Origin of the sequence: Frondihabitans peucedani (assembly GCF_039537585.1) — a bacterium.
Classification (GTDB): Bacteria; Actinomycetota; Actinomycetes; order Actinomycetales; family Microbacteriaceae; genus Frondihabitans; species Frondihabitans peucedani.
This window is the reverse complement of sequence record NZ_BAABAU010000001.1, coordinates 800,634-825,902: the sequence shown is the minus strand read 5'-3', so window position 1 is coordinate 825,902 and position 25,269 is coordinate 800,634. Positions and strand designations below refer to the sequence as shown.

General features: G+C 67.7%; 26 protein-coding genes, 1 other RNA gene and 1 pseudogene. 17 read left to right on the top strand and 11 right to left on the bottom strand.

Going from position 1 to position 25,269, the window contains the following annotated elements; translation table 11 throughout:
• Window positions 1-10 precede the first annotated feature (10 nt).
• Both ABD733_RS03875 and ABD733_RS03870 read right to left on the bottom strand, forming a co-directional pair.
• Window positions 11-595: an RNA polymerase sigma factor gene (locus tag ABD733_RS03875; RefSeq protein WP_344793711.1), complete on the bottom strand. Its 585-nt coding sequence runs from the start codon at window positions 593-595 to the stop codon at window positions 11-13.
• 280 nt (window positions 596-875) lie between these two features.
• Entirely contained in the window at window positions 876-1,751 is an 876-nt protein-coding gene (locus ABD733_RS03870) for an aldo/keto reductase (RefSeq protein WP_344793710.1), read from the bottom strand.
• Window positions 1,752-1,853: 102 nt separating this feature from the next.
• Between ABD733_RS03870 and ABD733_RS03865 the strand changes: the two genes are divergently transcribed.
• Together ABD733_RS03865 and ABD733_RS03860 are read left to right on the top strand one after the other, a co-directional pair.
• On the top strand, window positions 1,854-2,423 hold the full coding sequence (locus ABD733_RS03865) for a TetR/AcrR family transcriptional regulator (RefSeq protein WP_344793709.1): 570 nt from the start codon (window positions 1,854-1,856) through the stop codon (window positions 2,421-2,423).
• A gap of 100 nt (window positions 2,424-2,523) precedes the next feature.
• Window positions 2,524-3,177: an alpha/beta hydrolase gene (locus ABD733_RS03860; RefSeq protein WP_344795991.1), complete on the top strand. Its 654-nt coding sequence runs from the start codon at window positions 2,524-2,526 to the stop codon at window positions 3,175-3,177.
• Window positions 3,178-3,339: 162 nt separating this feature from the next.
• On the opposite strand, the pseudogene ABD733_RS03855 reads toward ABD733_RS03860, so the two are convergent.
• A pseudogene (locus ABD733_RS03855) lies at window positions 3,340-3,936 on the bottom strand (SDR family NAD(P)-dependent oxidoreductase); the annotation flags it as partial.
• A 133-nt stretch (window positions 3,937-4,069) separates the two neighbouring features.
• On the opposite strand from ABD733_RS03855, the gene ABD733_RS03850 reads away from it, so the two are divergent.
• The gene (locus ABD733_RS03850) at window positions 4,070-4,945 is read left to right on the top strand and encodes a LysR family transcriptional regulator (protein ID WP_344793708.1); all 876 of its coding nucleotides are present in this window, start codon (window positions 4,070-4,072) and stop codon (window positions 4,943-4,945) included.
• A 38-nt stretch (window positions 4,946-4,983) separates the two neighbouring features.
• On the opposite strand, the gene ABD733_RS03845 is transcribed toward ABD733_RS03850, so the two are convergent.
• From ABD733_RS03845 to ABD733_RS03835, 3 genes are all read right to left on the bottom strand, one after another.
• Window positions 4,984-5,511, bottom strand: a complete 528-nt coding sequence (locus ABD733_RS03845) for a P-loop nucleotide/nucleoside kinase family protein (RefSeq protein WP_344793707.1) — start codon at window positions 5,509-5,511, stop codon at window positions 4,984-4,986.
• Window positions 5,512-5,656: 145 nt separating this feature from the next.
• A complete protein-coding gene (locus tag ABD733_RS03840) occupies window positions 5,657-5,995 on the bottom strand; it encodes a hypothetical protein (RefSeq protein WP_344793706.1) in 339 nt (112 codons plus the stop codon).
• Window positions 5,996-6,134: 139 nt separating this feature from the next.
• On the bottom strand, window positions 6,135-6,713 hold the full coding sequence (locus tag ABD733_RS03835; RefSeq protein WP_344793705.1) for a hypothetical protein: 579 nt from the start codon (window positions 6,711-6,713) through the stop codon (window positions 6,135-6,137).
• 262 nt (window positions 6,714-6,975) lie between these two features.
• On the opposite strand from ABD733_RS03835, the gene ABD733_RS03830 reads away from it, so the two are divergent.
• From ABD733_RS03830 to ABD733_RS03770, 13 genes are all read left to right on the top strand, one after another.
• Window positions 6,976-7,590: a GntR family transcriptional regulator gene (locus ABD733_RS03830; protein WP_344793704.1), complete on the top strand. Its 615-nt coding sequence runs from the start codon at window positions 6,976-6,978 to the stop codon at window positions 7,588-7,590.
• Between the two features lie 205 nt (window positions 7,591-7,795).
• Window positions 7,796-9,250 (top strand): MFS transporter, encoded by a 1,455-nt coding sequence (locus tag ABD733_RS03825; RefSeq protein WP_344793703.1) that lies wholly within the window; start codon window positions 7,796-7,798, stop codon window positions 9,248-9,250.
• 73 nt (window positions 9,251-9,323) lie between these two features.
• Window positions 9,324-10,220 carry an ABC transporter substrate-binding protein gene (locus tag ABD733_RS03820; RefSeq protein ID WP_344793702.1) on the top strand — a complete coding sequence of 299 codons (897 nt, stop codon included), beginning with the start codon at window positions 9,324-9,326 and terminating at the stop codon, window positions 10,218-10,220.
• Window positions 10,220-11,227: an ornithine cyclodeaminase family protein gene (locus ABD733_RS03815; protein ID WP_344793701.1), complete on the top strand. Its 1,008-nt coding sequence runs from the start codon at window positions 10,220-10,222 to the stop codon at window positions 11,225-11,227. The genes ABD733_RS03820 and ABD733_RS03815 overlap by 1 nt, the downstream gene beginning before the upstream one ends.
• Window positions 11,228-11,241: 14 nt before the next feature.
• Complete coding sequence (locus ABD733_RS03810; protein WP_344793700.1) at window positions 11,242-11,937, top strand: aspartate/glutamate racemase family protein; 696 nt, start codon at window positions 11,242-11,244, stop codon at window positions 11,935-11,937.
• Between the two features lie 956 nt (window positions 11,938-12,893).
• Window positions 12,894-13,658, top strand: coding sequence for a hypothetical protein (locus ABD733_RS03805; RefSeq protein ID WP_344793699.1), 765 nt, complete (start codon window positions 12,894-12,896; stop codon window positions 13,656-13,658).
• A 198-nt stretch (window positions 13,659-13,856) separates the two neighbouring features.
• The gene (prfB, locus tag ABD733_RS03800; RefSeq protein WP_344793698.1) at window positions 13,857-14,966 is read left to right on the top strand and encodes a peptide chain release factor 2; all 1,110 of its coding nucleotides are present in this window, start codon (window positions 13,857-13,859) and stop codon (window positions 14,964-14,966) included.
• Window positions 14,967-15,011: 45 nt separating this feature from the next.
• On the top strand, window positions 15,012-15,716 hold the full coding sequence (locus ABD733_RS03795) for a hypothetical protein (protein ID WP_344793697.1): 705 nt from the start codon (window positions 15,012-15,014) through the stop codon (window positions 15,714-15,716).
• A 66-nt stretch (window positions 15,717-15,782) separates the two neighbouring features.
• Window positions 15,783-16,622, top strand: coding sequence for a cell division ATP-binding protein FtsE (gene ftsE, locus ABD733_RS03790; protein WP_344793696.1), 840 nt, complete (start codon window positions 15,783-15,785; stop codon window positions 16,620-16,622).
• On the top strand, window positions 16,619-17,533 hold the full coding sequence (ftsX, locus tag ABD733_RS03785; RefSeq protein WP_344793695.1) for a permease-like cell division protein FtsX: 915 nt from the start codon (window positions 16,619-16,621) through the stop codon (window positions 17,531-17,533). The genes ftsE and ftsX overlap by 4 nt, the downstream gene beginning before the upstream one ends.
• Before the next feature lie 85 nt (window positions 17,534-17,618).
• Window positions 17,619-18,095: an SsrA-binding protein SmpB gene (gene smpB, locus ABD733_RS03780; RefSeq protein ID WP_344793694.1), complete on the top strand. Its 477-nt coding sequence runs from the start codon at window positions 17,619-17,621 to the stop codon at window positions 18,093-18,095.
• Window positions 18,096-18,192: 97 nt separating this feature from the next.
• Window positions 18,193-18,570: a transfer-messenger RNA gene (gene ssrA / locus ABD733_RS03775) on the top strand.
• A 108-nt stretch (window positions 18,571-18,678) separates the two neighbouring features.
• A complete protein-coding gene (locus tag ABD733_RS03770) occupies window positions 18,679-19,335 on the top strand; it encodes a DedA family protein (RefSeq protein WP_344793693.1) in 657 nt (218 codons plus the stop codon).
• A gap of 84 nt (window positions 19,336-19,419) precedes the next feature.
• Here the strand turns inward: ABD733_RS03770 and ABD733_RS03765 are convergent, their stop codons facing one another.
• Genes ABD733_RS03765 through ABD733_RS03755 form a run of 3 tightly spaced genes read right to left on the bottom strand, consistent with a single transcriptional unit; the run spans window position 19,420 to window position 21,850 of the window.
• Window positions 19,420-20,166 carry an ABC transporter permease gene (locus tag ABD733_RS03765; protein ID WP_344793692.1) on the bottom strand — a complete coding sequence of 249 codons (747 nt, stop codon included), beginning with the start codon at window positions 20,164-20,166 and terminating at the stop codon, window positions 19,420-19,422.
• Window positions 20,163-21,188, bottom strand: a complete 1,026-nt coding sequence (locus ABD733_RS03760) for a sensor histidine kinase (protein ID WP_344793691.1) — start codon at window positions 21,186-21,188, stop codon at window positions 20,163-20,165. The genes ABD733_RS03765 and ABD733_RS03760 overlap by 4 nt, the downstream gene beginning before the upstream one ends.
• Complete coding sequence (locus ABD733_RS03755) at window positions 21,185-21,850, bottom strand: response regulator transcription factor (RefSeq protein ID WP_344793690.1); 666 nt, start codon at window positions 21,848-21,850, stop codon at window positions 21,185-21,187. The genes ABD733_RS03760 and ABD733_RS03755 overlap by 4 nt, the downstream gene beginning before the upstream one ends.
• Window positions 21,851-21,951: 101 nt before the next feature.
• Here ABD733_RS03755 and ABD733_RS03750 point away from each other — a divergent pair, with 101 nt between their 5' ends.
• Window positions 21,952-23,148, top strand: a complete 1,197-nt coding sequence (locus ABD733_RS03750; RefSeq protein WP_344793689.1) for a permease — start codon at window positions 21,952-21,954, stop codon at window positions 23,146-23,148.
• A gap of 118 nt (window positions 23,149-23,266) precedes the next feature.
• Here the strand turns inward: ABD733_RS03750 and ABD733_RS03745 are convergent, their stop codons facing one another.
• Both ABD733_RS03745 and rsgA read right to left on the bottom strand, forming a co-directional pair.
• Window positions 23,267-24,067, bottom strand: a complete 801-nt coding sequence (locus ABD733_RS03745; RefSeq protein WP_344793688.1) for an inositol monophosphatase family protein — start codon at window positions 24,065-24,067, stop codon at window positions 23,267-23,269.
• 120 nt (window positions 24,068-24,187) lie between these two features.
• Complete coding sequence (gene rsgA, locus ABD733_RS03740; RefSeq protein ID WP_344793687.1) at window positions 24,188-25,264, bottom strand: ribosome small subunit-dependent GTPase A; 1,077 nt, start codon at window positions 25,262-25,264, stop codon at window positions 24,188-24,190.
• Window positions 25,265-25,269 lie beyond the last annotated feature (5 nt).

The following is a 25,269-nucleotide window of genomic DNA, read 5'->3' as shown; positions in this document are numbered from 1 at the left end:
GGAGTGGGGGTCATCTGGTGCCTCCGATTGTGTGCGCCGGAATGTCCCAGTCGGTGGATCCGGTCAGGGTCGCGAGCTTTCGCTTAGCGCGCGAGAGGCGGGACTTCACCGTGCCGAGCGGAGTGCCGAGCGCGAGAGCCGCGTCGGCGAGCGAGAAGTCGTGGACGACGCAGAGCGTGAGGACGTCCTGGTCGGAGGCGGACAGCCGAGCGAACGCGTCGCGGAGTCTCGACTCGCGCCCCGAGGCCTCGAACCGGGCGAGCACGTCGTCCGCATGGTCCGCCTGGTCGAGTTGCGGCGGCAGCTTCGACATGGCGATGGCATGGCGCCGTTTGCTGCGCGATGCGTTCTTCGCGACGAAGTTGGTGCAGATCAGTAGCCAGGCGACGACGGACCCGTCGACGACACGGACGCTCGAGCGGCGCCGCCACGCTTCGAGGAAGACGAGGGCTGCGACGTCTTCTGCGTCGTGGCTGGAGCCGGTCAGGCGCAAGGCCTGCCCGTAGACCCGGTCGCGGTGGAGCAGGAAGATGGCCCCGAACGAGTCGGGATCTCCCTGTCGCACTCGCTCCCAGACGATGAGTTCATCGGGCATGTGGTGGTTCCCCCTGGCAGTCGTGGTGATGATCCGCCTAGTGATGTCCGTTGACCGGAAAAGGTTCCACATCTGCGAAGCAATGGCCTCGGAAGCTCTACTGGCCAATGCGGACGTCCCGCTCCGACCCGCGCACTCCTCCCCGAGCTAGCGCAGGCTTTCATTCTCCTTGGCGCGCTGCGGCGGTGGCCCAGCTAGCCCTGCCTCTAGGGACTGCTCTCAGATTGGTCGACTATTTGCATTTCCAAGCCGAACCTCTCTGGTCGGGCAGCCCTCGGGCTCAGCGTTCGGGCAGAAGGGCGGTGATCGTGGCGACCTCGTCCCGGCTCAAGGGGATTTCGGCGGCCGCAAGATTCGATCGAAGGTGCTCGAGACTGGTGGTTCCGGGGATTGGCAGGGTATGTGGTGCGCGGTGCAGGTGCCAGGCCAGCGCGACCTGCTGAACGGTGACGCCGTGGTTCCTCGCGATCGGCTCCAGGTCGGCTGTGATCCGGTCAGGCTCGCCGCCGTCGGCGATGCTCATGGGATGCCACGGCGAGAAGACCGCGCCGGTCGTCCCAGTTGCGCGGAGCAGGTCCACACCCCGGCGGATACCGGCGTTGTAGAGCGCCGTCGCGGCGGCGATGGGGGTGATCGTCTGTGCGAGGTCGAACTGCTCGCGGGTGACGTTCGACAAGCCGATGTGCCGTATCACCCCCTCTTCTTTGAGGGCAGCCAGAGTGGCGATCTGCTCCTCGAAGGGGACGTCTGTGGCTTGTCCGCTGTGCAGGTAGTAGAGGTCGATGCTGTCGACACCGAGCCGTCGCGCGCTCATGTGGGCCGACTGGCGGAGGTAGTTCGGGTTGCCGACGGCGTCGAGGGTGGAGTAGTCGTAGCCCCCGCGGACGAACCCACCCTTGGTCGCGATGACCAGGTTCTCCGGGTAGGGGTGCAGGGCCTGTCGGATGAGGAGTTCGTTCGAGTGCGGCCCGTAGACGTCTGCGGTGTCGATGAACGTGACGCCGGCGTCGACGACCGCGCGGAGCAGGGCGATGCCTCCGTCGTGGTCGGAGTAATCGCCCCAGACCTGGTCGCCGGTGAGCCGCATCGCGCCGAAGCCGATCCGGCCGACAGTGAGGTCTCCGCCGATGGTGATGGTCGAAGTGGGTGTGCTCATGAGTGCTCCTCCCGGCCGTCTGCAGGCCGAGTTTCAGAACCGAGAGACAGTCTCTCGAATAACTGGTAGCAGGTCTATCACATTTGGGGGATGATGGGGCCCATGACTTTGGCGGAGATGTTGGAGGGCCTGCGTCCACGGCGGCTCGATGCGCGGCGGAACTTCGACGCGGTCCTCGCCGCCGCGGCGGACGCGTTCGGGGAATCGGGAGCAGACGTGGGCATGGAGGACATCGCGCGTCGAGCTGGGGTGGGGGTTGCGACGCTGTACCGGAACTTCCCGACCCGGGTGGCGCTGATGGAGGCGGTCTATCTAGCAGCCGTGGACGAGCTCGTGAGCTTCGGATCCGGCAGTGACGACGCCGATTCATGGACGGCATTGCGTCGGTGGTTGGAGAAGTTCGGGGACTTCATGCGGACCAAGCACCCGGTGGTGTCGGTCCTGACGGAGCAGTCCGAGGTGTACGCACCCGCTCGGGACGCGATCTACGGCATCGCCGTGCCTTTGTTCGACCACGCCAGGGAGGATGGTCAGATCCGCGCGGGAGTCGTTGCCGATGACGTAATGCGGGTCATCTTCGCGGTCACTGGCGGGCTCTACCGGGACACCGCACAGCGAGGCCGCGCGCTCCAGATCGTCCTCGACGGCATCCGGACGCCCGGGCCCGTCTGAGCCCCGGTTGATGCAGCCGGGGTATTAGCGGTGACGGAAGAGGTCTTGGACGCGCGCGTCCGGGAAGCGTCACGGTTGGTGGGCCAACGAAAGGACGCCCATGCGCACCCCACACACCGCATACCCGCCGCTTGACCCGACCGCCGTCCTGTGGTCATCCGAGCTCTCCGCCGAGTCGGACATTCTGATCGTGATGCACGGGTGGAGCTACGACGAACGGCACCTGTTCGCGCTCCGCGACGACCTCGCCATGCACCTCGTCATCGCATCCGTGCGCGCCCCGATTCCGGAGGCAGGCGGTTACGCCTGGTTCCCCAGCGTGGGGAATCCGATCGGCGACCCTCAGCCTGCTGTGGCTAACGCCGCCGCGGACGCCGTCCTCGACTGGTACGACTCATTGCCCTCGCACCGGTCGGCGGGTCTGTTGGGCTTCTCCCAGGGCGGCGCAATGGTGTTGCAGATGATGCGTCGGCGTCCCGGCAAGTTCGCGTACGGAGTGCAGCTCGGCGGGTTCGTCGTGAACGACACCCAGCCAGGCGACCCGGCGCTCAGATCCGCGCGCCCACCGGTGTTCTGGGGACGGGGCGCCCACGACGGGGTGATTCCTCGTGCCGCGGTGCGACGTACCGTCGCGTTCAGCGCACAGCACCTCTCCGTCACCGAGCGGGTGTACTCGGACCTCGGCCACGACGTCGCTGGCCGGGAAGTCACCGACCTTGCTGCCTTCGTCACCGACCAGACTGCTCCTCGCTGACCGGAAGCGGCTGCCTCGCGCCGCAGTAGTCCGAAACACGAGGCAGCCGCAGCGGCGGATGGTCAGACGAGGAGCGCGCCGCCGTCGACGGGGATCGAGGCCCCCCGTGACGAAGGGCTGCGTCATCGCGTAGAGGAATGCCTGCGCGACGTCGATCACCTCGCCGACGCGGCCGACGGGGAGCGTCTGGGCCTGCTGGTCGAACATGGCCTGCTGGTCTTCAGCGGTCATCCCTGCCCAGAGGGGGCTGCGGATGATGCCGGGCTCGACGACGTTCACCCGGGTCGGCGCCAGCTCGACCGCGAGAGCGCCGGCGAGACTCGTCGTCGCTCCGCACAGGCTCGATGCGATCGCCCAGCCGGCGCCCGGTCGGGTGCGAGCTGACCCGGAGGTGAGGGTGATCGATCCTCCCGGACGGATGTGCTGCGCTGCCTTGCTGACCGCGTTCAGCGCGCCGAAGTATCGCACCTCGAAAAACCCGCGCGCCTGGTCGAGGTCGAGGCCGTCGACCTGCATCAGGGCGAGCGGTTCGCCGGCGGTGTAGATGAGGTGGTCGAACGCGCCGAGCGCCGCGAAGAAGGATGCGACCTGGTCGGTGTCGAGCACGTCGAGCGCCCGGCCGGAGGTGGACGCGGTGAGCTCGCCGAGGGCGGCATCGACGCTGGACTGACGACGCGAGGCGATGACGACTTCCGCCCCGGCATCCACGGCAGCGTGTGCCGTTGCGAGACCGATTCCCGAGGTGCCGCCGATGATCACGACGCGCTGGTTTGTGAGAGACACAGTGTTCCTTTCGATCGAACAGGATCGAGTGTGTGCGCCCGGGCGCCTGCTCGTCCAAGACCTCTTCCCCACCTGGTGAGACCCAACGGGTATGAGTCATCATGGGTGGGTGAACGCCGATCTTGACCTCCGCAAGCTGCGGTACTTCGCCGCCGTCGCGGACACGCTGAGCTTCGGCCGTGCCGCGGAACAGCTCCGCATCGCCCAGCCTGTGCTGTCGCGGCAGATTCGAGCGCTGGAGCAGGAACTCGGGATGCAGCTCTTCGTCCGTGATACCCGCGGGACTGAGCTGACCGACAATGGACGCCTCCTTCTCACCGAGGCGCGCTCGCTTCTCGCTTCTGCCGCTGCAGTGCGTCGCCGTGTCGCGATCGCGGCGCGCGGCGAGGACGTCTTCACGGTTGGCTTCATGCCCGGCCTGACCGTCACCCAGGCGGTACGGATATTCCGGCGCGGAGCGCAGTCGGTCGATGTCCGGGTGTTGCGCACTGGGTGGGAGGAGCAAGTCGCAGTGCTCCACGACGGCCGTGCGGACGTCAGCTACCTCCGTGAGCCCTTCAACGGCGCGGGCATCCGGACCGTGTTCCTCCACGAGGAACCGAGGGTCGTGATGCTCCCAGCGGGGCACCCCCTGGTCGGTGCCGACCATGTGGCAATGGCGGACCTTCGGTCCGAGACGCTCCTACAGGACCCGTCAGCGGTGCCCGAATGGCCCACCCCTTCGCCAAACCGAGCTGCGGTACAGGGTTCTGCCGTGCGCAAGTCACGAACCGTTGAAGAGAAATTGGAACTCGTCGCCGGGGGTGCCGGCATCGCGATCCTGCCGCTGTCCACAGCACGGTTCTACCGCCGCCCCGACGTGAACTTCCACGTGATCACCGACCTCGCACCGACCGCGGTTCACATCGCCTGGGAGACCAGCCGCGCCTCGGAACGCATCACGGCATTCGTCGAGGCTGCTCAGGCCGTCCCCGCTCCAGGCTGATAGCCGGCACCGGGAAGCCCCGCCCGTCTGAGGACCGTTCAGCGGGCGTTGAGCGCGAGGTAGTCGAGGGCTTGTCGAACCGTCTCATCGAGGGGGCGCGTGCTGTCGATGACGAGTCGGTCGTCCGTGCGTGGCTCGTACTCGTCGGCGGTCTGCTGCACCTCTTCCCACGTCGGCAAGGTGAACCCGGGCAGGTCGTTCGCACGCTGCTCCACGCGCCGACGGTGCTCGTCGCCGTCCGCGCACACGACCTCGATCACGCGGAGAGCTACCCCAGCGGCTTCCGCTGTCGATACCCATCCGGCCCGAGCGGGTTCCACACCACTCACCGCGTCGGCGATGACCATCTGTCCACGCCTCAGATTCGGTACCGCGATGGCATGCATGATCGAGTACGCGGCGATTCCGGACTGCTCGCGCGGGATCTGGTACTTCCACATTGCACCTTCGATCGCATCAACGCGAAGGGTCAGCGAGGGCGTCAACTCCGCGATCGCAGCAGACAGCGTCGACTTCCCTGCACCGGGAAGACCACAAACCTGAACCAGCATCGATAACTCCTTCATCGAACGTGGCTCAGTGTCTACCGGTCAAAGACGCACAGCACCAGGAAAGTGGATATATCCACCCGGCGTCCGGTGACGTGACCGAATGCCGACCGGCTACTGAGACCGACCCTAAGGCGCACTACGACCAACCTCAATTGTTGGGTCACATGTGGCCTCGGAGCTGCCCCCAACCGAAGGTGGTCTCTGAGATCCAGTCCTGGATGTCGGAGTAGAACCGCTCGCGGTTCTCTTCGTCGGTCATCGACGAGGCGAGCCAAAAGAGTTGAAGTTCGCCGTGAACCTCGACGCCAAGCATCGCTTCGTCGGTGCCGATCACTGCATCGGGCGGAAGGCCGGCTGCGTCGTTTAGCCACATGTCGGAGCCGGAAGCCCGAATGGAGAGCTTCAGGGTCGCGAGCTCGTCCTTCGTCATGAGCTCGCGCAGGACGGGCACGTACACGCGGGGGATCACCTCGCGCATGTAGTCGGCGACCGTCAGCACCAGATCATCATGTCGACTACTCGAGTGAAAGAGAAGATCGGGCTGCTGTCCTTTCGGCTGACCGTGGCCAGCCCGGAAGCGCAACCTTCAACGTAGGAAGACGTATCTCCATGCCCTCTTCACGTGGGGGCCCGACGTGCTAACTGCCAATAGGTGGATAGCCCGTGGACTGGCGCTTTTTCTGGATGCGGTCGAGAGCTGCTTGCAAGTCCTGTCGTGCCAGCGATCGGGCTTCGTCGCTTCGTGGAATGGTTGACTGCGGTCGGGAGATGCTGATTCGCAACTCCACACCCACGAAGCGGACAGTGACGCCGGGTCGCGTAGCCGAGTAGTTGACGTCGCCAATAACAGTGGAGACTTCGAACTGGCTCCACCACTTCAACCAATCGGGCTCCTTGAGTCGATCGCCAAGGGCCTTTGACTCCTCGAGATACGCCTCGGGCACGTCGTTGGTGGGGCCGCCTCCGCCGTAGATGACGTCCACATGCTTCGGACCGGCCTCTCGAAACCGGAATCCCATGCCGTTCCCTGAACCCGAGAGCGCCGCGGACAGCGGTAACGGCGACGCGGGCCCGTCGACAACGTCGACCTGCCCACTGGCCGCATCGATCGTCACAACACCGGTCTCTGAAATGGCACCTGCCCAGGTCGCCGAACCGGCGATGAGGTCGTTGGAGATCCAGGTGATGGCTTTCGCTGCTGAGGTGAAGGACGACATCGTCGCGCCGGAGCACCCCGTGCCCCAACGTCCACCTGCCCCCAAACAGGTTTTGAATCACTCGATACTTCCGGCGATTCACTGCCTAAATCATCGGCCATCATCCCGGTGAGCAGGACCGCTAGCCGAACGTCCGGCGTGCGGTCCCTGAGTGCCGCGGCTGGCGCATGCCGTTGAACCTGCCCCGGAGTCTCAGCGCACTTAGGGCCAATCGGATCCTCGGTCGCGATGCGCTGACGATTCTCGCCAATAGGATCAGTCTGTGGAGTCCAAACCCGCATCCGTCTTGAAGGCCCTCCGTGCGGAGATTATCGCCGGCACCATCGCGCGCGGGACTCGCCTCAAAGAGGATGCCATCGCCGAGCAGTTTGGTGTCTCGCGAGTACCTGTCCGCGAAGCGCTTCGGCAACTCGAGACCGAGGGCTTCGTCGTCGCCGAGAAGTTCAAGGGCGTCACCGTCGCGGACTCGTCCTCGGAGGCGGTGATCGAGCTCATGCAGATCCGGCGTGGGCTCGAAGTGCTGGCGGCCGAGTTGGCGGCAGGACGCCGGGGCGGCGACAGCGCCGACCTCTTGCGTGCTGTCGCGAACGATCAGCGCTCCGACCAGGAGGTCGAAGCGGAGACGCCCCGGTTCTCCTTCCACCGGCTTGTCGCGACCGCATCAGGCAACAGCCACCTGGACACCATGATCGAACGACTCATCCACCAGACGGCGTGGGCGTTCGAGCGCGTGACCCAGGAAGAGGTCGCCTCGAGCGGGGCAGACCACGCGGCTGTCGCCAACGCCATCCTGCGAGGCTCGGGTGTCCAGGCAGGTCTTCTCATGGACGAGCACCTGCGGCGCGACGAGGCGCTGTACCGCGCACTCGACGCTTGAACGTATACGACCTGCAGCTTTCTTAGGTTGAGTCTCTCTCGGAAGACTGAACTTTTAGGGCCGCGAGCTGCCCGAAACAAAGCGTTTCTTCTCTGAAACCAGCCCGAAACACCTTTTCGTATACAAAAGAATGTCCTCGGGTGCGATACTGATTCTGATGTCAGCTTTCGCCCCTCCACGCCCCACCCCGTGCCTGGAGTTGCAAATGACTGCTGTGACCCGCTCCACTACTCCGACAAGCTCCTCTCTTCCCGCCGGTGCGACCGCCCGCAACGGCGTCGCCTCCGCCCTCGACTCGATCGGGTTCACCCGCGCGCAGTTCGGCGTCCTGATGCTGATCCTCGCAGGCGAATTCTTCGACACGCTCGAGCAGAACTCGGTCGGTGCCATGGCGACCAACATCAAGGCCACGCTGCAGATCGGCGATCTGCAGCTCACCACCATCAACACGGCGACCGTGCTCGGCGGCCTCGTCGGCCGGTTCCTCGCCGGCTGGCTCGCCGACAAATACGGCCGCCGGTTCTCGCTCGGACTCAACCTCCTCGTCTACACGCTCGGCGGCCTGCTCAGCGCCCTGTCGTTCAACTACGACATGCTGCTCGTCAGCCGTTTCATCGTCGGCATCGGCGTCGGCGGCGAGTTCATGATCGGCATCGCGATGCTCTCCGAGATGGTCGCCACCCGCTACCGCGGCGGCCTCATCGCCACCATCAACGTCGGCGCCGGCGGCATCGGCAACTTCATCTCCTACGGCCTCTTCCTCCTGCTCCTCGGGCCCCTCGCTGTGCCACTCGGAGGCGACCACGCCGTCTGGCGCTGGACCTTCGTGATCCTCGCCCTACCCGCCCTGTTCGTCGTCCTCTACCGTCGTCGCCTCCCCGAGACTCCGCGGTGGCTGCTCTCGAAGGGCCGCATCGACGAGGCGAACCGCTCGCTCGCGATCCTCGCGTCCAACACGCTGCGCCCCCCGGCCGACGCCAAGTCCCCGGTGACGCTCACGCAAGCTGACCTGCCGCCCATCGCGCTCCACTCCTCACCGGCAGCCGTGTTCCACCGCAGCGTGCTTCGCCGGACGATCGCCATCGGTGTCGCGTCATGGATGGCGTTCGGCGCCCAGGTCACCCTGAACTTCCTCATGCCGACACTCCTCGTCGAGCGTGGCTACACGGTGTCGCAGAGCCTGCTCTACACGATGATCATGAATATCGGCTCGCTGCTCGGCTGCACCGCGGCCGCCCTGCTCGCCAACCGGGTCGGACGTCGGGCCATGGTGACTACGGCCGGAATCCTGGGCTGTCTCACCGCCCTGGCTTTCGCTGCCTTCGGCAACGACACCGGGGCGATCCTCCTGCTCGGCGCCCTGTTCCAGTTCTTCACGATGCTGACGAACACCACGCTCGCCGCCTGGACCGCCGAGGTCTACCCGACGGCGATCCGCGCCTCAGGTGCCTCGATCGTCAACGGCATCGGCAACATCGCCGGAGCGGTCATGCCGTTCCTCGCGATCGCGCTCTACGGCAACTTCGCCTTCGCCGGCGTCTTCGGACTGGCGGCGGTCATGTACGCGATCCTCGTCGTCGCCTCGCGCTTCGCCCCCGAGGCGCGTGGCCGCTCGCTGGAGGACGTCAACGAGAACGCCCTGGTCTCCGACCACACCTGACCGGCCAGGCGGGGCCGACCTGAACCGGCCCCGCCCACCTCATCCTCACCCACCGATTCCTTGGAGGAACGACATGGACACCCTGAAGATCTCTGCGACCGCGAACGGCCTCAACTATCTCCCCGAGTACGTCGCCGCGGAGGGCGGCCTCTTCGCGGCTCGCGGCCTGACGGTCACGGCGAAGGCATGTGACCCGTGGACCGGTGTGCTTGACGATATCGAGTCGCGCGAGGCCGACCTGGCGCTCGGCGGTCTCTGGGTCCCCGCAATGTACGCCGGTTCGTCGCGTGCCCTCTCGGTGGTCGGCCAGCTCAACCACAAGTTCCCCATGACGATCGTCTCTCGCACCGAGACCGCCCCGATTTCCCCCGACCAGCTCGCGGGCAAGGTCGTCCTCGCTCCCGGCGCCGGCGGAAGCGCCCCCTACGAATTCACTGCGGGCCTCATTCGCGAAGCAGGATTCGACGTCTCGGCCACCCGTTTCGTCCGCGACCTCTCGACGGCAATGCTGATCGAGCTCTACAAGAGCGGCCTCGGCGACGCGATCATCCTGGACCTCGTCTCGGCGAAAGAGCTCGTCGCCGACGGCTTCGGCACCATCGTCTTCGAGCACCTCGACGCCGGCGTCATGCCCAACAGCGTGTACTACGCCGTCTCGGAGCGCATCGACGAACTGAGCGACCGGGTCGACCGCTTCATGGACGGCATCGCCGCAGCCATGGTGAAAATCACCTCCGGCACCGCCGACGCCGAGATCGAGGCGGTCCTGGCCTCCCGCTGGCCCGATAAGGACGCTTCTCTGCTTCGTGCGGCCGCCGACGAGATGGCCGAGCGGGGCGTCTGGGACTCCGCGGTCATCGACCGTGACGCCTCCGACCGCTGGATGCGGATCCTCGACGAGGGCGGCCTCGTCACCCACCCCGCCACTCTCGAAGAGCTCCTCGGCAGCAGCAGTACGGTCACCGCCTGATGACCCTCGTCCTCGGCGCGTCGGAGATCCGCGCTGTCATCGGGGCCGTCGACGTCGTCGAGGCGGTGGAGTCCATCCACCGAGACCTCGGATCCGGCGCCATGTCGCAACCCGCACCCGGGGCCCTTGCTGGCGCGGACGATGCGGTGTTCCTGCCGATGGCTGTTCAGTCCGATCGTCTCGGTCTCGTCGCCGTGAAGCTCATGGCCGACATTCCCGCGAACGGCGACCGTGGGCTGCCGACCCAGCGCTCCACGATCCTGGTCTCCTCCTCTATTACTGGCGAGTGCGTCGCCGTGCTCGACGGGATGGCTATCACCCGCGCGCGCACGGCCGCCACCTCCGTCGTCGCGACCCGGCGCCTTGCGCGTGCCGACAGCAGCACGCTCGGTCTCATCGGCCTGGGCAACCTCGCCATCGAGCACGCGCGCCGGTTCGCCGCAGTCCGGCCGTTCGACCGGATCGTCGTATGGTCGCGGTCATCGGCCACGGTCGACCGCTTCTTGCGGGAGGTCGGACCCGACCTCCCCGATCGCTGCATCATCGCATCGAGCCCGAAAGAAGTCGCAAAAGAGTCCGACGTGATCTGCACCCTGACGCCCTCAATCGACCCGATCCTGCACGGGGCCTGGCTGCACGCGGGCCAGCACATCAACGCAGTCGGCGCTCGCCCCCGGGCCACGCACCGCGAACTCGACGGCGAAGCGATGGCACGCTCCACCGTCTTCGTCGACAGCCGCGCGACGGCACAGACCAAATCCGGGGATCTGCTTGTCGCACTCGCCGAGGGAACACTCAGCCCTGACGTCGAGCTAACCGAGCTCGGCGAGGTCATCGCCGGACAATCACGAGGGCGATCGGGCATCGACGAGATCACGGTCTTCGACTCCGTCGGACTCGGAGCGCAGGATCTCGCGGTCGCGGCTCAAGTGATCGACCTCGCGCGGGAGCACGGCGTCGGCAACACCGCGCAACTCTCTGCGACACCGACGGTCGTGATCTCGTGATCAGGATTGCCATCGTGAACTGCAACACAACCAAGACGATGACCGAGACGGCCGCGTCGCGCGCCCGCGTCGCCGTCGGGCCCGACGTCGAGATCGTCGGGATCACGCCGGCATGGGGCGTCGCGTCGGCCGAGGGGTGGTACGACAGCTTCATCAGCGCCGCCGCCGTCCTGCAGACGCTCGAGACGCTGCCTACCGACATCGATGGCGTCGTGATGGCCGGGTTCGGCGAACACGGTCGAGAAGGTGCCCGCGAGCTCCTCTCGATCCCCGTCGTCGACATCACCGAAGCCGCCGCCCACCTCGCGATGCCGCTCGGGCGCCGGTACGGGGTAGTCACGACCGTCCGCCGCGCTGTCGGGCAGATCGAGGACAGCCTCACCACAGCGGGCCTCATCGACCGATGCGCTGCCATCGAGGACACCGGGCTCGGAGTCCTCGAACTCGACAAGGACGCCTTCGCGACGGCCGAGGCCTTCGTCGCCGCCGGGCAACGCGCAATCGCCCGCGGAGCCGAGGTCATCTGCCTCGGCTGCGCCGGCATGGCCGGCCTCGAAGAACATGTGCGCGACCGCCTTCCCGTGCCGGTCATCGACGGGGTCGCGGCCGCGGCCGCCCTCGTCGAGACGCTCATCCGCCAGGGACTCTCGACAAGCAAGATCGACTCATTCGCCACCCCCCTCGCGAAGCTGCGCAGCTGGAGCGCTTAGGAACAAGACGCACCGATCAAAGAGGCGGGCTGGCCGAGCGCCGTGCGATCAAGTCGCAAGCCGTAGGCTTTCGCGCGGCCTCGCTCGCGTTCATCAAGGAACGGCTACCGTGCCTCGCGGCTGGTGTTCGCAGGGGAACGTCTACCGATCCGGGACTGATGCAGTCGCTCGACGGGTTGCAGAAGGCGGTCGCTAGCGCCAGGGTGACGCCATAATCGGACATGGCACCACCTGACTTCTACCTCACCGACCCCGACGCGACAGCGTCCATTGTCTTGTGGCCCACTGCCTTTGGTGGGAGGACCGGCCCCTATTGGCTGACCGACGAGCTTCGATGGTTCGGTTGTGCTCTCTTTTATTGAGACTGTGGGTCACGGATTCGACGTCCGGATGGAACCTGACTCGCTCGAAGCTCAAACGCTCGTGCCCGGCGGGGTCTACAGGATGCGCCTAAAGTTCCTCTCGCCCGAGACGGCTGTTACCGAGTTCACTCCGGAGCGCACTTTCAAGCTCTGGTCCGGGGGCACTTTCGGGTTGGGAGAGGTCCGGCAGACTTTCTTTTCACACCATCACGAGAAGACCGATTGACGGACCTCTGCCACTCTCCGCTCCCATTCGAGTTCCACACGCGGTCGTGCCGACAGTGACGGCCGTTTTCCCCGCACGGTGCATGTGCACGCTCAGGTGCGTCGACTGCAACACGGCAGCCGCGCCGCCCGAGCCACCGAGTGCAAAGCCGGGTGAGCCCCGAAGCGCCTCCGCGGGCCCGTCCTTGCATGGCGTCGGCGCCACCGTCGCGAGCACGCTCACGACCTGCCACGGAAGCGTGAAGCCGACTGGGCTGGTCGGCTCTGCCGGAGGCCGCTCGGTCGCCCCGAACGAGGGGAGCCGTCTGCTGGCGCATACTCGATACGCTCGTGCTCGCCCCTGTCGGGCGCCCAAACCTGAGGAAGCTCATGCCCAAGCTCATCTCCGCGAGACGCACGTCGCGCGCCGTCATCGCTCTCGTGGCCTTCGTCACTGTGACCGGGTCTGCTGCCATTGCATCGCCCGCTCTCGCCGACGTGATGCAGAAGCCGTTCTCGCTGAACGCCGGCCAGGAGCTGGCCGCAGGTCAGGCGATCTACTCGCCGTTCAACCAGTTCGATCTGACCATGCAGTCCGACGGCAACGTCGTGGAGTACGGCAACGGTCACGCATTGTGGACGACTCATACGAGCGGCACGGGAAACCGGCTGCTCCTGCAGACGGACGGGAACCTCGTCGTCTACTCGGCAAAAGGCAAAGCGCTGTGGCAGTCCGGGTCGCGTGGTACCGCCGCGGAACTGGAGATCGGCTTGTTCGCTGATGTCGACCTCGATGCCCAGACGGGGGAGATCTGGTCGGAGCATCCGTCGAACTACTACACGGCGACATCGGGGGACGTGATGACCGCGGACCAGGCTCTCCGGCACGAGGGCGGGCTCCTGACCCTGCAGGAGGACGGCAATCTCGTCGATGAGCGAGACAGCAAAATCCTGTGGTCCTCGAAGACCGGCGGTGCTCGAGGTGACTCGCTGCACGTGCAGAAGGACGGCAACGTGGTGCTGACATCGGCCAAGGGCAAAGCGCTGTGGAGCACGGGAACGGCCGGGGCAGGTCCCACTGTTCAGTTGACCGAGACGGCGAAGGGTGTCGTCGAAGTCGTGAAGGGCAGCAGAGTCCTCTGGCACGCCGGCTGACGCGGGGCTGAGGAGTGACCGGAGATCCTGCCACACGCGGCGCAGAACGAGACCGGTGCGCTGACAGCGCTCGAGCCTCGGGATCATCGACCAGCTCATCGGCTCCGATCAGCCAGGCATCGTGGACGCCCCTCGGGCGTTGAGTCGGCGGGTCCTCCCAGCAGGTGCGCCACCCCCGGGCCGGTAGGCTGGACGATCATGATCGAGCTCGACTTCTCCGACAAGATCGCTGCCCTGCGATCCACCTTCGCCGACATCAGCGCCGTGATCGGCGTCGAGCGGCTCGAGAAGGAGATCGCCGACCTCGAGCGGCAGGCGTCCGACCCCGACCTGTGGAACGACACCGAGAACGCCCAGCGCGTCACCAGCGATCTCAGCCACCGCAAGTCCGAGCTCGACAAGGTCACGAACACCGGTCAGCGCCTCGACGACCTCGAGGTGCTCATCGAGATGGCGAACGAGGGCGACGACCAGGAGTCCGCCGACGAGGCCGCCGTCGAGCTGGCGTCTATCCAGAAGATGATGGACGAGCTCGAGATCCAGACCCTCCTCGACGGCGAGTACGACCCGCGTCCGGCCGTCATCACGATTCGCGCGGGCGCCGGCGGCGTCGACGCCGCCGACTTCGCCGACATGCTGCTGCGCATGTACCTCCGCTATGCCGAGCAGCACAAGTTCAAGGTCACGGTGATGGACACCAGCTACGCCGAGGAGGCCGGCATCAAGTCGGCCACCTTCGAGATCGACGCGCCCTACGCGTTCGGCACCCTCAGCGTCGAGGCCGGCACGCACCGTCTGGTGCGCATGTCGCCGTTCGGCGCCGCCGGCAAGCGCCAGACGAGCTTCGCCGCCGTCGAGGTCATCCCGCTCATGGAGGAGACCGACACGATCGAGATTCCCGAGAACGACATCCGCGTCGACGTCTTCCGCTCCTCCGGCCCGGGCGGCCAGTCGGTCAACACGACCGACTCCGCGGTGCGCCTCACGCACATCCCGACCGGCACCGTCGTCTCGATGCAGAACGAGAAGAGCCAGATCCAGAACCGCGCCGCCGCCATGCGCGTGCTGCAGTCGCGGCTCCTCCTCCTGAAGCGCGAGGAGGAGAACGCCAAGAAGAAGGAGCTCGCCGGCAACATCACCGCGAGCTGGGGTGACCAGATCCGCTCGTACGTGCTCGCGCCGTACCAGATGGTCAAAGACCTCCGCAGCGAGTACGAGGTCAACAACCCCTCGAACGTCTTCGACGGCGACCTCGACGGCTTCATCTCCGCCGGCATCCGCTGGCGGAAGCGCTCCGACGACGAGTAGGTTCGCCTCGGGGTCGGCAGAGCGCCCTCCTCAGACAGGAAGCCGATGTTCCGGCGCTTCATGCTCATCCCCGCGGTGCTCGCGGTCGGCCTCGGCGTGGCGGGCGGCTACGTCGTCGCCAACCCCGTGACGCCGGAGAAGCCTGCGACGGCGGTCGAGAAGCGTGAGCTGGCGCTCCGCGAGAAGTGGGGCTTCACCCGCGACCTCGAGGCCGTCCGGAGGATCGACGCGGAACACGCCGTCTCGTACCTCGGCTTCCCGATGAGCGAGCACGAGCGCGCCCAGATGAGGTCGCGCGGTCGTCTGGGCGCTCACATCGGTGACGTCTCCCGGGTGGTCGGCGCCGATCCGCACTTCGGCGGCGTCTGGCTGATCAACCGGGGGTCGGGGAGCATCGGGGTCGGTTGGGTCGGTGTCCCCGATCCTGCCCGGGTGAAGGCTGCGAGGGCGGTGCTGCCTGATCCGTCGCGGCTGCGGTTCATCGAGGTCGCCCATTCGAGATCGCACCTCCTCGCGATCCAGCAGCAGATCTTCGACGAGATCGTCGGAGTGCGACAGGGGTTGACGCCGTTCCGGTCGAGCAGCGTCGACGTGGTCCGGAGCGTCGTGGAGGTGACGGTGGCGAGCGAGGCGACCGCCGACAGCCTGAGGGCGGAGTACCCGGCGGACGAAGTGCACGTCACCGTAGGGCGCGGAGTCGCCTTCCAAGCCGCACCCACCTCGCATCCAGCGGGTTCATCGGGTCGTTGACGCGTCCGTGAACAGGGGGCGCGCCTGCTGTCGAATCGTCGGATTGATGCCTAGTCTTTCCCCGTCATGATTCGCTTCGATGAGGTCTCCAAGTTCTATGCCGGCAACCCCCGCCCGGCGCTCAACGGCATCACCCTCGAGATTCTCAAGGGTGAGTTCGTCTTCCTGGTCGGCGCCTCCGGCTCCGGCAAGTCGAGCTTCCTGCGCCTGGTCCTGAAGGAGGAGAAGCCCTCGAAGGGGCAGATCCACGTCCTCGGCCAGCGCCTCGGCACGCTCTCGAGCCGCAAGGTGCCCTACTTCCGCCGCAACCTCGGCGTCGTCTTCCAGGACTTTCGGCTCCTCCCGCAGAAGTCCGTCTTCGACAACGTCGCGTTCACCCTCCAGGTGATCGGCAAGAGCAAGGGCTACATCTCGGAGGCCGTCCCCGACGTGCTCAAGATGGTCGGGCTCGCGGGCAAGGCCCAGCGTCTGCCGCACGAGCTGTCGGGTGGCGAGCAGCAGCGCGTCGCGATCGCGCGCGCCATCGTCAACCGCCCCGCGATCCTGCTGGCCGATGAACCGACCGGTAACCTCGACCCCTCGACGAGCGCCGGCATCATGACCCTCCTCGACCGCATCAACGCCTCCGGCACGACAGTGCTCATGGCGACTCACGACGCCGGCATCGTCGACCAGATGCAGCGCCGTGTCATCGAGCTCTCCGGAGGCAGCATCGTCCGCGACGAGCGCTCCGGCGGCTACCAGACGCAGGCCGTGCCGATCGTCCAGCTCGCCCAGGAGCAGGCAGCGCAGGATGCCACGGCCGCCCGCACGCAGGGCGTCCCCGTCCCGACCGTCCCGGCTCCGAGGCTCGACCCCGAGTCCGTCGAGAGACAGTCCGTCCCGAGCTGGGGGGCTGACAAATGAGGCTCGGACTCGTCCTCGGCGAGGTCGGCTCCGGCCTCCGTCGCAACATCTCGATGGTGATCTCCGTCGTCCTGGTCACCTTCATCTCGCTGACCTTCGTCGGCACGGCCGTGCTGCTCCAGATGCAGATCAACCAGATGAAGGGCTACTGGTACGACCGGGCCCAGGTCGCCGTCTACCTCTGCACCGACACCGACACGACCGGCAACTGCACCGGTGCCAAGGCGACCACCGATCAGAAGAACCAGATCGAGGCGCAGCTCAAGTCGACCACCCTGTCGCCGTACATCCAGAAGTCGTACTTCGAGACGCAGCAGCAGGCGTACGAGCGCTTCAAGAAGCAGTTCGCGGACAGCCCCGCGACCGAGTTCGTGCAGCCGTCGTACCTCAACGAGACGTTCTGGGTGAACCTCAAGAACCCGTCGCAGTCCGACATCCTGATCGAGAGCCTGTCGAACCAGGCCGGAGTGCAGAGCGTCGTCGACCAGCGCGGGTACCTGCAGCCGATCTTCGCGGTCCTGAACGCAGCCTCGTACACGGCCATCGGCATAGCAGTGCTCATGCTGATCGCGGCCGTGCTGCTCATCGCGACGACCATCCGGCTCTCGGCGTTCAGCCGAAGACGGGAGCTCGGCATCATGAGACTCGTGGGGGCGTCGAACCGGTTCATCCAGACGCCGTTCATCCTCGAGGGCGTGATCGCCGCGCTCGCAGGATCGGTGCTCGCCGGCGGCGCGATCTTCCTGATCGTAAAGTTCTTCGTCCGCGGATACCTCGCCGAGTCGTTCGCGTCGACACCGTTCGTGAGCATGAGCGACACCGCCTTCGTCGTGCCGCTGCTGATCGTGATCGGCGCGGTGCTGGCAGCCCTGTCGGCCAACGTCGCGATCCGGCGGTACCTCAAGGTCTAGGCGGGCCGCCCGGCCCTGGTGCCGTCGCGTATACTGAGAGGCTGCCCAGTCGGGCACGGCCCAGCAAACGATCGAGGAGACAGGCATGCCGCGCGAGAAAGGCGAGAAGACCGTCGCGACGAATCGGCGCGCCCGCTTCGACTATCTGATCGACGACACCTACGAGGCCGGCATCGTCCTCTCGGGCACCGAGGTGAAGGCCCTCCGTCAGGGTCGGGCGTCACTGGTCGACGGGTACGCCTACGTCGACGCCGGCGAGATCTGGCTCGACGCCGTCCACATCCCCGAGTACACCGAGGGCACCTGGAACAACCACTCGCCCCGGCGCAAGCGCAAGCTCCTCCTCCACAAGGAGCAGATCATCAAGATCAGCCACAAGACGAAGGAGGGCGGCTACACGCTCGTCCCTCTCAAGATCTACTTCTCCGACGGGCGGGCGAAGGTCGAACTCGCCGTCGCCAAGGGCAAGCGCGAGTACGACAAGCGCCAGACGCTGCGCGAGCGCACCGACCGCCGCGAGGCCGACCGTGCCATGGCCGCCCGCAAGAACCTCGGCGACTAGCGGGGCGAGGGCCCTCGGGCATAAGATAGAGGGCTCCCGCAGGGCGGCGAGCACGTATCAGAACAACTCCACAGAGCAAGAACAGAAGGCCCCTCAGGGGGATGATCGGTTTCGACGGCGCCTGTGTGCGAACGAGAAGCGGGTCGAGGATCCAGGGTTATCTCGTAAACGATCTCTGGAAAACAACAAGTGCCAATTCCAAGCGCACTGACTTCGCTCTCGCTGCGTAAGCAGTAGAGCCACATGAAGTCCGTCAGACCGGAGACTGCTCTCTATCCGGACCCTGACGTCATCTAGAGGGCTTGCTGTGTCACTACGTCTGAGGGTGACACGGGACTTGCACTCGGGCTGGGCCCGTCCACCTAGATGCCGGTAGCAAAGGTGGGGGCCGAGTAGAACGACTCATCCGGCTACACCCGTAGAATGCGTACAATCTCAGCGTCGGACGGGGGTTCAATTCCCCCCATCTCCACCACCGGCCTCTGTTCTTGCTCTGTGCGAGTCGTCCCTGGCCGTGCATCTCGGCCTGCAGAGCCTGCAGCTTCTGTGGCTTCTCCTAGGCCCGGCTGCCACGATCGTCGGCATGATCCTCGATCCCGAAACCATCCTCAACGGCCTGGGGCCGTGGGCTCTCGGCGGTCTGTCGCTGATGATCTTCATCGAGTCCGGCGTCCTCTTCCCGTTCCTGCCGGGCGACTCGCTCCTCGTCACGGCGGGGCTGCTGCACGAGCACCTCGGGTTGTCGGTGGCGCTGATCGCCCTCTGCGGCTTCATCGCCGCCGTGCTCGGCGACTCGGCGGGCTACTTCCTCGGCAACCGGTTCGGACGGCGCCTCTTCAAGCCCGACGCCCGCATCCTGAAGACCGAGTACCTCGAGAGGGCCGAGGCCTTCTACGCCCGCTACGGCGGTCCGGCGCTCATCCTCGGGCGCTTCGTGCCGATCGTCCGCACCTACGTGCCCCTCGCGGCCGGCGCCAGCGGCTACACCTACCGTCGGTTCCTCCTCTGGAACGTCACCGGCGCCGCGCTCTGGGCCGGCGGCCTCACGATCATCGGCTCGCTCCTCAGCGGCTTCCCGTTCATCACCGAGCACATCGACGTGCTCGCCATCGTCATCGTGATCATCTCGGTCGTGCCGATCCTGATCCACGCCCTCGTGGAGCGGTCGAAGGCCAAGCGCCTGGCAGCTGTCGACACCTCCGCCACCACCGACAGGGTCGACGCCGTCGACGCCGAATAGCGACCGCGTCTCCGGACGCCGCACAGCGCCGCGGCACCGCGACGCCGTCCGGAATCCGGTTCCTCGCCGGCGGCCGTCGCTCGGTCAGGCGAGCGGCGCGGCCTCGGTCGGCAGGCGGACGGGCGCGCCGAAGCGCCAGGTGAGCAGCGCCAGGGCGACGGATCCTGCGGCCAGGATCGACGCCAGCACGACGAGCTGGAACTCCGCGGCGGCCAGAGGCGACGCCCCGCCGAAGACCGCGCCGACGAACGCGCCCGGCAGGGTCACGATGCCGGTGGTCCGGGTCTGGTCGGTCGACGGGATGATCGCCGACGAGGCCGCCGTCCGCGTCACGGTCGCGGATGCCTGCCGCGGTGTCGCCCCGAGCGCCAGCCAGCCCTCGATCTGGTCGCGCTCGGCGACGAGCTGCGCGGCCAGCAGGCGGCCGAACAGGGTGGACACGGTCATCACGTTGCCGACGACGATGCCGCCGACGGCGAGCACGTAGCGCGGGCTGAGGTCGACGGCGCCGAGCGAGAACACGATCACGACGGGCACCGCGGAGGCGACAGCCACCACGAGCACCAGGAACGGCAGCGTCGAGCGGGCGACACCGAGCCGCGTGAAGACGGTCCAGGAGGCCGCCACGACCATCGCGACCAGGAACACGCCCACCCAGACCGGGCTCGAGACGACCCCGAGCAGGATGACGCTCAGGAGGCCGAGCTGGACGACCGCGCGGAGGATCGCCCACGGCTGCAGCCACGGGCGCTCCAGCCGGAGGCCCGCGACGACGGCGGTCGTCACCGCCACCAGGACGGCGACGGCGATCAGGGTCGTGACAGCGGTCACGCCGGTGCGGCCGCGGGGAGCTCGAGGCGGAACACGGTGCCCTGCTCCGAGGTCGAGGCAACACGCACCGAGCCTCCCTGCCGGCTGGCGAGCTCGCGGACCAGGGCCAGCCCGATGCCGAACCCCGGGCGCCGGGTGTCGCCGGCTGCGGGCTCGGTGTGCGCGAAGCGGTCGAAGACGCGGTCGGGCTCGATGCCCGTGATACCGGGGCCCTCGTCGGCCACCGTCAGGGCGACCCGGCCGCCCTCGAGCTGCAGCGCGACAGTCACCGTGCCGCCCGCGGGGGAGTGCGCGATCGCGTTGTCGACCAGCGCGACGACGCTCCGACGGAGACTCGTGGCCGGGATGGCGACGGGGTGGCGGCCGTCGACGGCGGTCGTGACGACGACCCCGCGATCCTGCGCCAGGATCGCCAGCGACGACGCAGCTTCGGCGACGACCGGGCCTGCGTCGATGACCTCCGTCGGCCCTCCGTCGCCGCCGGCCGCGAGGAGGAGGTCGCCGACGATGTCGATGAGCGCGCGGGTGTCGGCCCGGAGCTCGTTGAGCGCCTCGGGAGTGACCCCGGTGCCGTTCTGCTGCCGGCGCTGGACGACCTGCAGTCGGGCGTCGAGGACGGCGAGGGGCGTCCGGAGCTCGTGGCTGGCGTCGGCGACGAACTGCCGCTGGAGCCGGAGGGCGTCGCCGAGGGGCTGGACCGCGCGGCGGGCGATGATCCAGCTGACCACGCCCGCGAACACGACGGCGCCGAGGCCGAGCAGGATCAGGGCCTGCAGGATGTCGTTCGAGTCGACGTAGATGTGGCTGCTGCCGGCCCGCGTCGCCTCGAGCTGCTCCCGGGGCAGAGCCTGGTGCAGCACGAAGACGATCGCGATCACGACGATCCCGAGCACCAGGACAGCCGAGGCGAGCATGATCTGCCAGCCGATCGACAGGGCCGCGCGGCGGGTGTCGTGGGCGTCGCGGTCGTCCGGGTGCACGGTCGCCCGCGGCGCCGGGCGACTGCCCCGTCGGCGGCTCACAGCGCGCCCAGCCGATAGCCGCGGCCGCGCACGGTCAGCACGATCTCGGGCTCCGACTTGCGGCGGAGGTAGTGCACGTACGTGTCGACGGTGCCGGGCTTCTCGCCGGCGGGGAAGACGACCCGCAGCAGGTGCTCCCGCGAGAACGTCGTGTCGGGCTCGCGGGCCAGCACGGCGAGGAGCTCGGACTCGCGATCGGTCAGGACGACGCGGCCGCCGTAGGGGGACGACAGGATGCGGTCGTCGGGCGCGAACCGCCAATCGCCCACCGGCAGCGTGACACCACCGTCGAAGGTGCGGGTGAGGGCGCGGAGCCTCGCCAGCAGCTCGTCGAACTCGAACGGCTTGACCAGGTAGTCGTCCGCTCCGGCGTCGAGGCCCTCGACGCGGTCGCTCGTGGTGCCGAGGGCGGTCAGCATCAGGACCGGCGCCGTCACGCGGCCTCGTCGGAGCGCCTCGACGATCCCGAGCCCGTCGAGCGACGGGAGCCTGCGGTCGACCACCAGCACGTCGAAGTCCCCGTCGAGCGCGCGGATGAGGCCCGCCCGCCCGTCGGTCTGCCGGTCGACGTCGTAGACCTCGGCGAGGACCTCCTCGATGAGGGGCCCGAGCGCCGGGTCGTCCTCGATGAGGAGCAGCCGCAGCCGCACGGAACGATCCATGCTCCCGAGGGTAGCGACCAGCACTCAGAATCCGCCAAGGCGGGTCCGTGCCGTGATTCGGGAGCGGCCTGGCATACCCCAGGGGGGTATAAGGTCGACGCATGTTCATTCTCGATGCCGTCGGCCGCGCCCTCGCCGCAGCAGGAGCGATGGGGTGGCAGATCCTGTGGCCCCTCGTCCTCGGATTCACGCTCTCGGGGGTCATCCAGGCCGTCATCCGCACCGAGCGGATCACCCGCCTGATGAGCGACGACTCGCCCCGCGCTCTCGGGGTGGCGACCGGGTTCGGCGCGCTGTCGTCGTCGTGCTCGTACGCGGCTGTCGCGCTGGCACGGGCGCTGTTCCGCAAGGGCGCGTCGTTCTCGTCGGCCATGGCGTTCGAGGTCGCGTCGACGAACCTCGTGGTCGAGCTCGGTCTGATCCTCGCGTTCGTGCTCGGGTGGCAGTTCACGCTCGCCGAGTTCGTCGGCGGGCCGATCATGATCCTGCTCATCGCCCTGGGGTTCCGGCTCTGGATGCGCGGCCGCATCGTCGAGGCCGCCCGAGAGCAGGCCGAGAAGGGGCTCGCCGGTCAGATGGAGGGGCACGCGGGCATGGACATGTCGGTGCACGGCGACGACGGCTTCTTCCGTCGCCTGCTGTCGCGGCGCGGCGTGACCTCGGTCTCTCAGTACTTCGTCATGGACTGGGCGGCGGTGCTCCGCGACATCGTCATCGGGCTCCTCATCGCCGGGGCCTTCGACGCCTGGGTGCCGAAGGAGTGGCTGCAGGCCGTCTTCTTCGAGTCGTCGCCCAGCGTCTCGTTCGTGATCGGGCCGCTGGTCGGGCCGATCCTGGCCATGGTCAGCTTCGTCTGCTCGGTGGGCAACGTGCCGCTCGCCGCGGTGCTCTGGAACGGCGGCATCTCGTTCGGCGGCGTCATCAGCTTCATCTTCGCCGACCTCATCATCGTGCCGATCATCCTGATCTACCGCCGCTACTACGGCGGCCGGGCCGCCCTCCGCATCACGGCGGTCTTCTACGGCGCCATGGTCGTGGCCGGTTACGCCGTCGAGCTGATCTTCACGCCGCTCGGCCTCGTGCCGTCGAACCGCGACGTCGCGATCGTCGACACCGGCATCTCGTGGAACTACACCACGTTCCTCAACATCGCCTTCCTCGCCCTCGCGGCGGTGCTGCTCGTCGTCTTCGTGCGCTCCGGGAGCTGGTCGATGCTCCGGATGATGGGCGGCGCTCCCGCCGGTCCGTCCGACGACGGCGGTGAGCAGGATCACGCCCACGCCCACCACCACCACTGATCCGGGCGGGTTGCCCACCGTGCCCGCACCGCGTCGCGCCTGACGCACCGCGTCCTGCCCTGGCGGGACGCGCTGCGTGCCGCGAGACGCGCTGCCCCTGCGGCCCGGCCCGCCGCGGTCAGCGACTCCCGCGAGCGGCTGCCGCGCCCGGAGCACCGGGCGCCACCGCCGCGACCACCGCGTCGTGCAGCAGCCCGTTCGTCGCCAGGGCGCTGCCCTCCCAGATGCCGTCGCCCCCGTCGAGCCCGCCGAAGCGGCCGCCCGCCTCGGTGACGATCGGGTAGAGTGCAGCCATGTCGTAGGGCTTGAGATCGAACTCGCCCGAGATGTCGACGGCGCCCTCGGCGACGAGCATGTACGACCAGAAGTCGCCGAACGCCCTCGTGCGCCAGACCTGCCCGGCGAGGGAGAGGAGCTGCTCGACGCGGCCGGCCTCCATCCAGTACTGGAGGCCGTTGTAGCTCAGCGAGGCGTCGGCGAGCCGGTCGACGCCCGAGACGTGCAGCGGCCCGTCGAGCGAGAACGCCCCGAGGCCCGCGGCGGCCCACCACCGCCGGTGCAGCGCGGGTGCGCTGACCACGCCGACGACCGGCACGCCGTCGACGACGAGCGAGACGAGCGTCGCCCAGATGGGGACCCCGCGCAGGAAGTTCGCCGTGCCGTCGATCGGATCGACGATCCACTCGCGCGACGCCCCCTCGGTCCGGCCCGACTCCTCGCCGTAGAACGCGTCGCCCGGGCGCTCCGCGACGAGCCGCGACCGGATCGCCTGCTCGACGGCCCGGTCGGCGTCGGTCACGTGCGTGTGATCGGCCTTCAGAGACACGTCGAGATCGGCCGCGTGGAACCGCTCGGCGGAGATCGCGTCGGCGATGTCGGCAAGGGTCAGGGCGAGAGCGAGGTCGTCTTCGTAGGGCACTCGGCAAGCGTAGCGAGGGGCCGGCGGGCTGTGAGGCTCGTGCGGCAGTGGGCGGGTGCTCGCAGCAGAAGGCCCCTCTCCGGAGACCCGCCGACGCCTGCCAGCGCCCGCCCGAGCGCGTCAGCCCTTCGACACCAGCAGCGCCTGCAGCGACTCCAGCCGCTCACGGCCGACGTCGCCGAGCTCGCCGGCCTCGACGCGGTCGACGATCTCCCAGTCGTGGGCCTGATCGAGCGGGATGCCGTCCACCGGCTCGTACCCCTCCGGGAACACCGCGTGCGACGCGAACGACTGGAGGATATTCTCGGGGTTCACGTGCCCCAGGCCGAACGAGCGGACGCCCGGGGTGTCGATGATCCAGCCGCCCGAGGGCACCTTGAACGACACGGTCGACGACGACGTGTGGCGGCCGCGGCCCGTGACGGTGTTGACGACGCCGACGGCCCGATTGGAGCCGGTCAGCGCGTTGACGAGCGTCGATTTGCCGACGCCGGAGTGCCCCACCGTCACGGTCACGTGGTCGGCCAGGACGCTCCGGAGCTCGCGGAGCGAGGCCGACTCCTCGCCGTCCGACGACGTGAACGCGTCGGAGGTCGAGGTGAGGATCCGGAGGTCGAGGCACGAGAAGTGGGCGGCGAACGGCGCAGGATCGGCGAGGTCGGTCTTCGTGATGACCAGGATCGGCTCCACCCCGGCATCGAACGCGGCCACCATGTAGCGGTCGACGAGGCGCGACCGCGGCTCCGGGTCGGCTGCCGCGACGACGATGAGCATCTGGTCGGCATTCGCCACGATGACTCGCTCGACGGCGTCGGAGTCGTCGGCGCTCCGACGGAGGAGCGTGGTCCGCTCGTGAACCCGCACGATGCGGGCGAGCGAGCCCTCGGCCCCGGTGGTGTCGCCGACGACGTCGACGCGGTCGCCGGTCACCACCGACTTCTTGCCGAGCTCGCGGGCTCGGGCGGTCGTGATCTCGCGCTCGTCGGGGGTTCCGGCGTCGAGGAGGACGCCGTAGCGTCCGCGGTCGACGGTCCAGACGACCCCCTCGACCGCCTCGTCGTAGGCGGGTCGCTGCTTGGTGCGCGGGCGGTTCCCCTTGGGATTCGGCCGGACCCGCACCGAGCTCTCGTCGTACTCGCCGTACTCGCGCTCGTCGTCTGCACCGTCGGCGTCGTCGCCGTCACTCCACCAGGACATCCGCG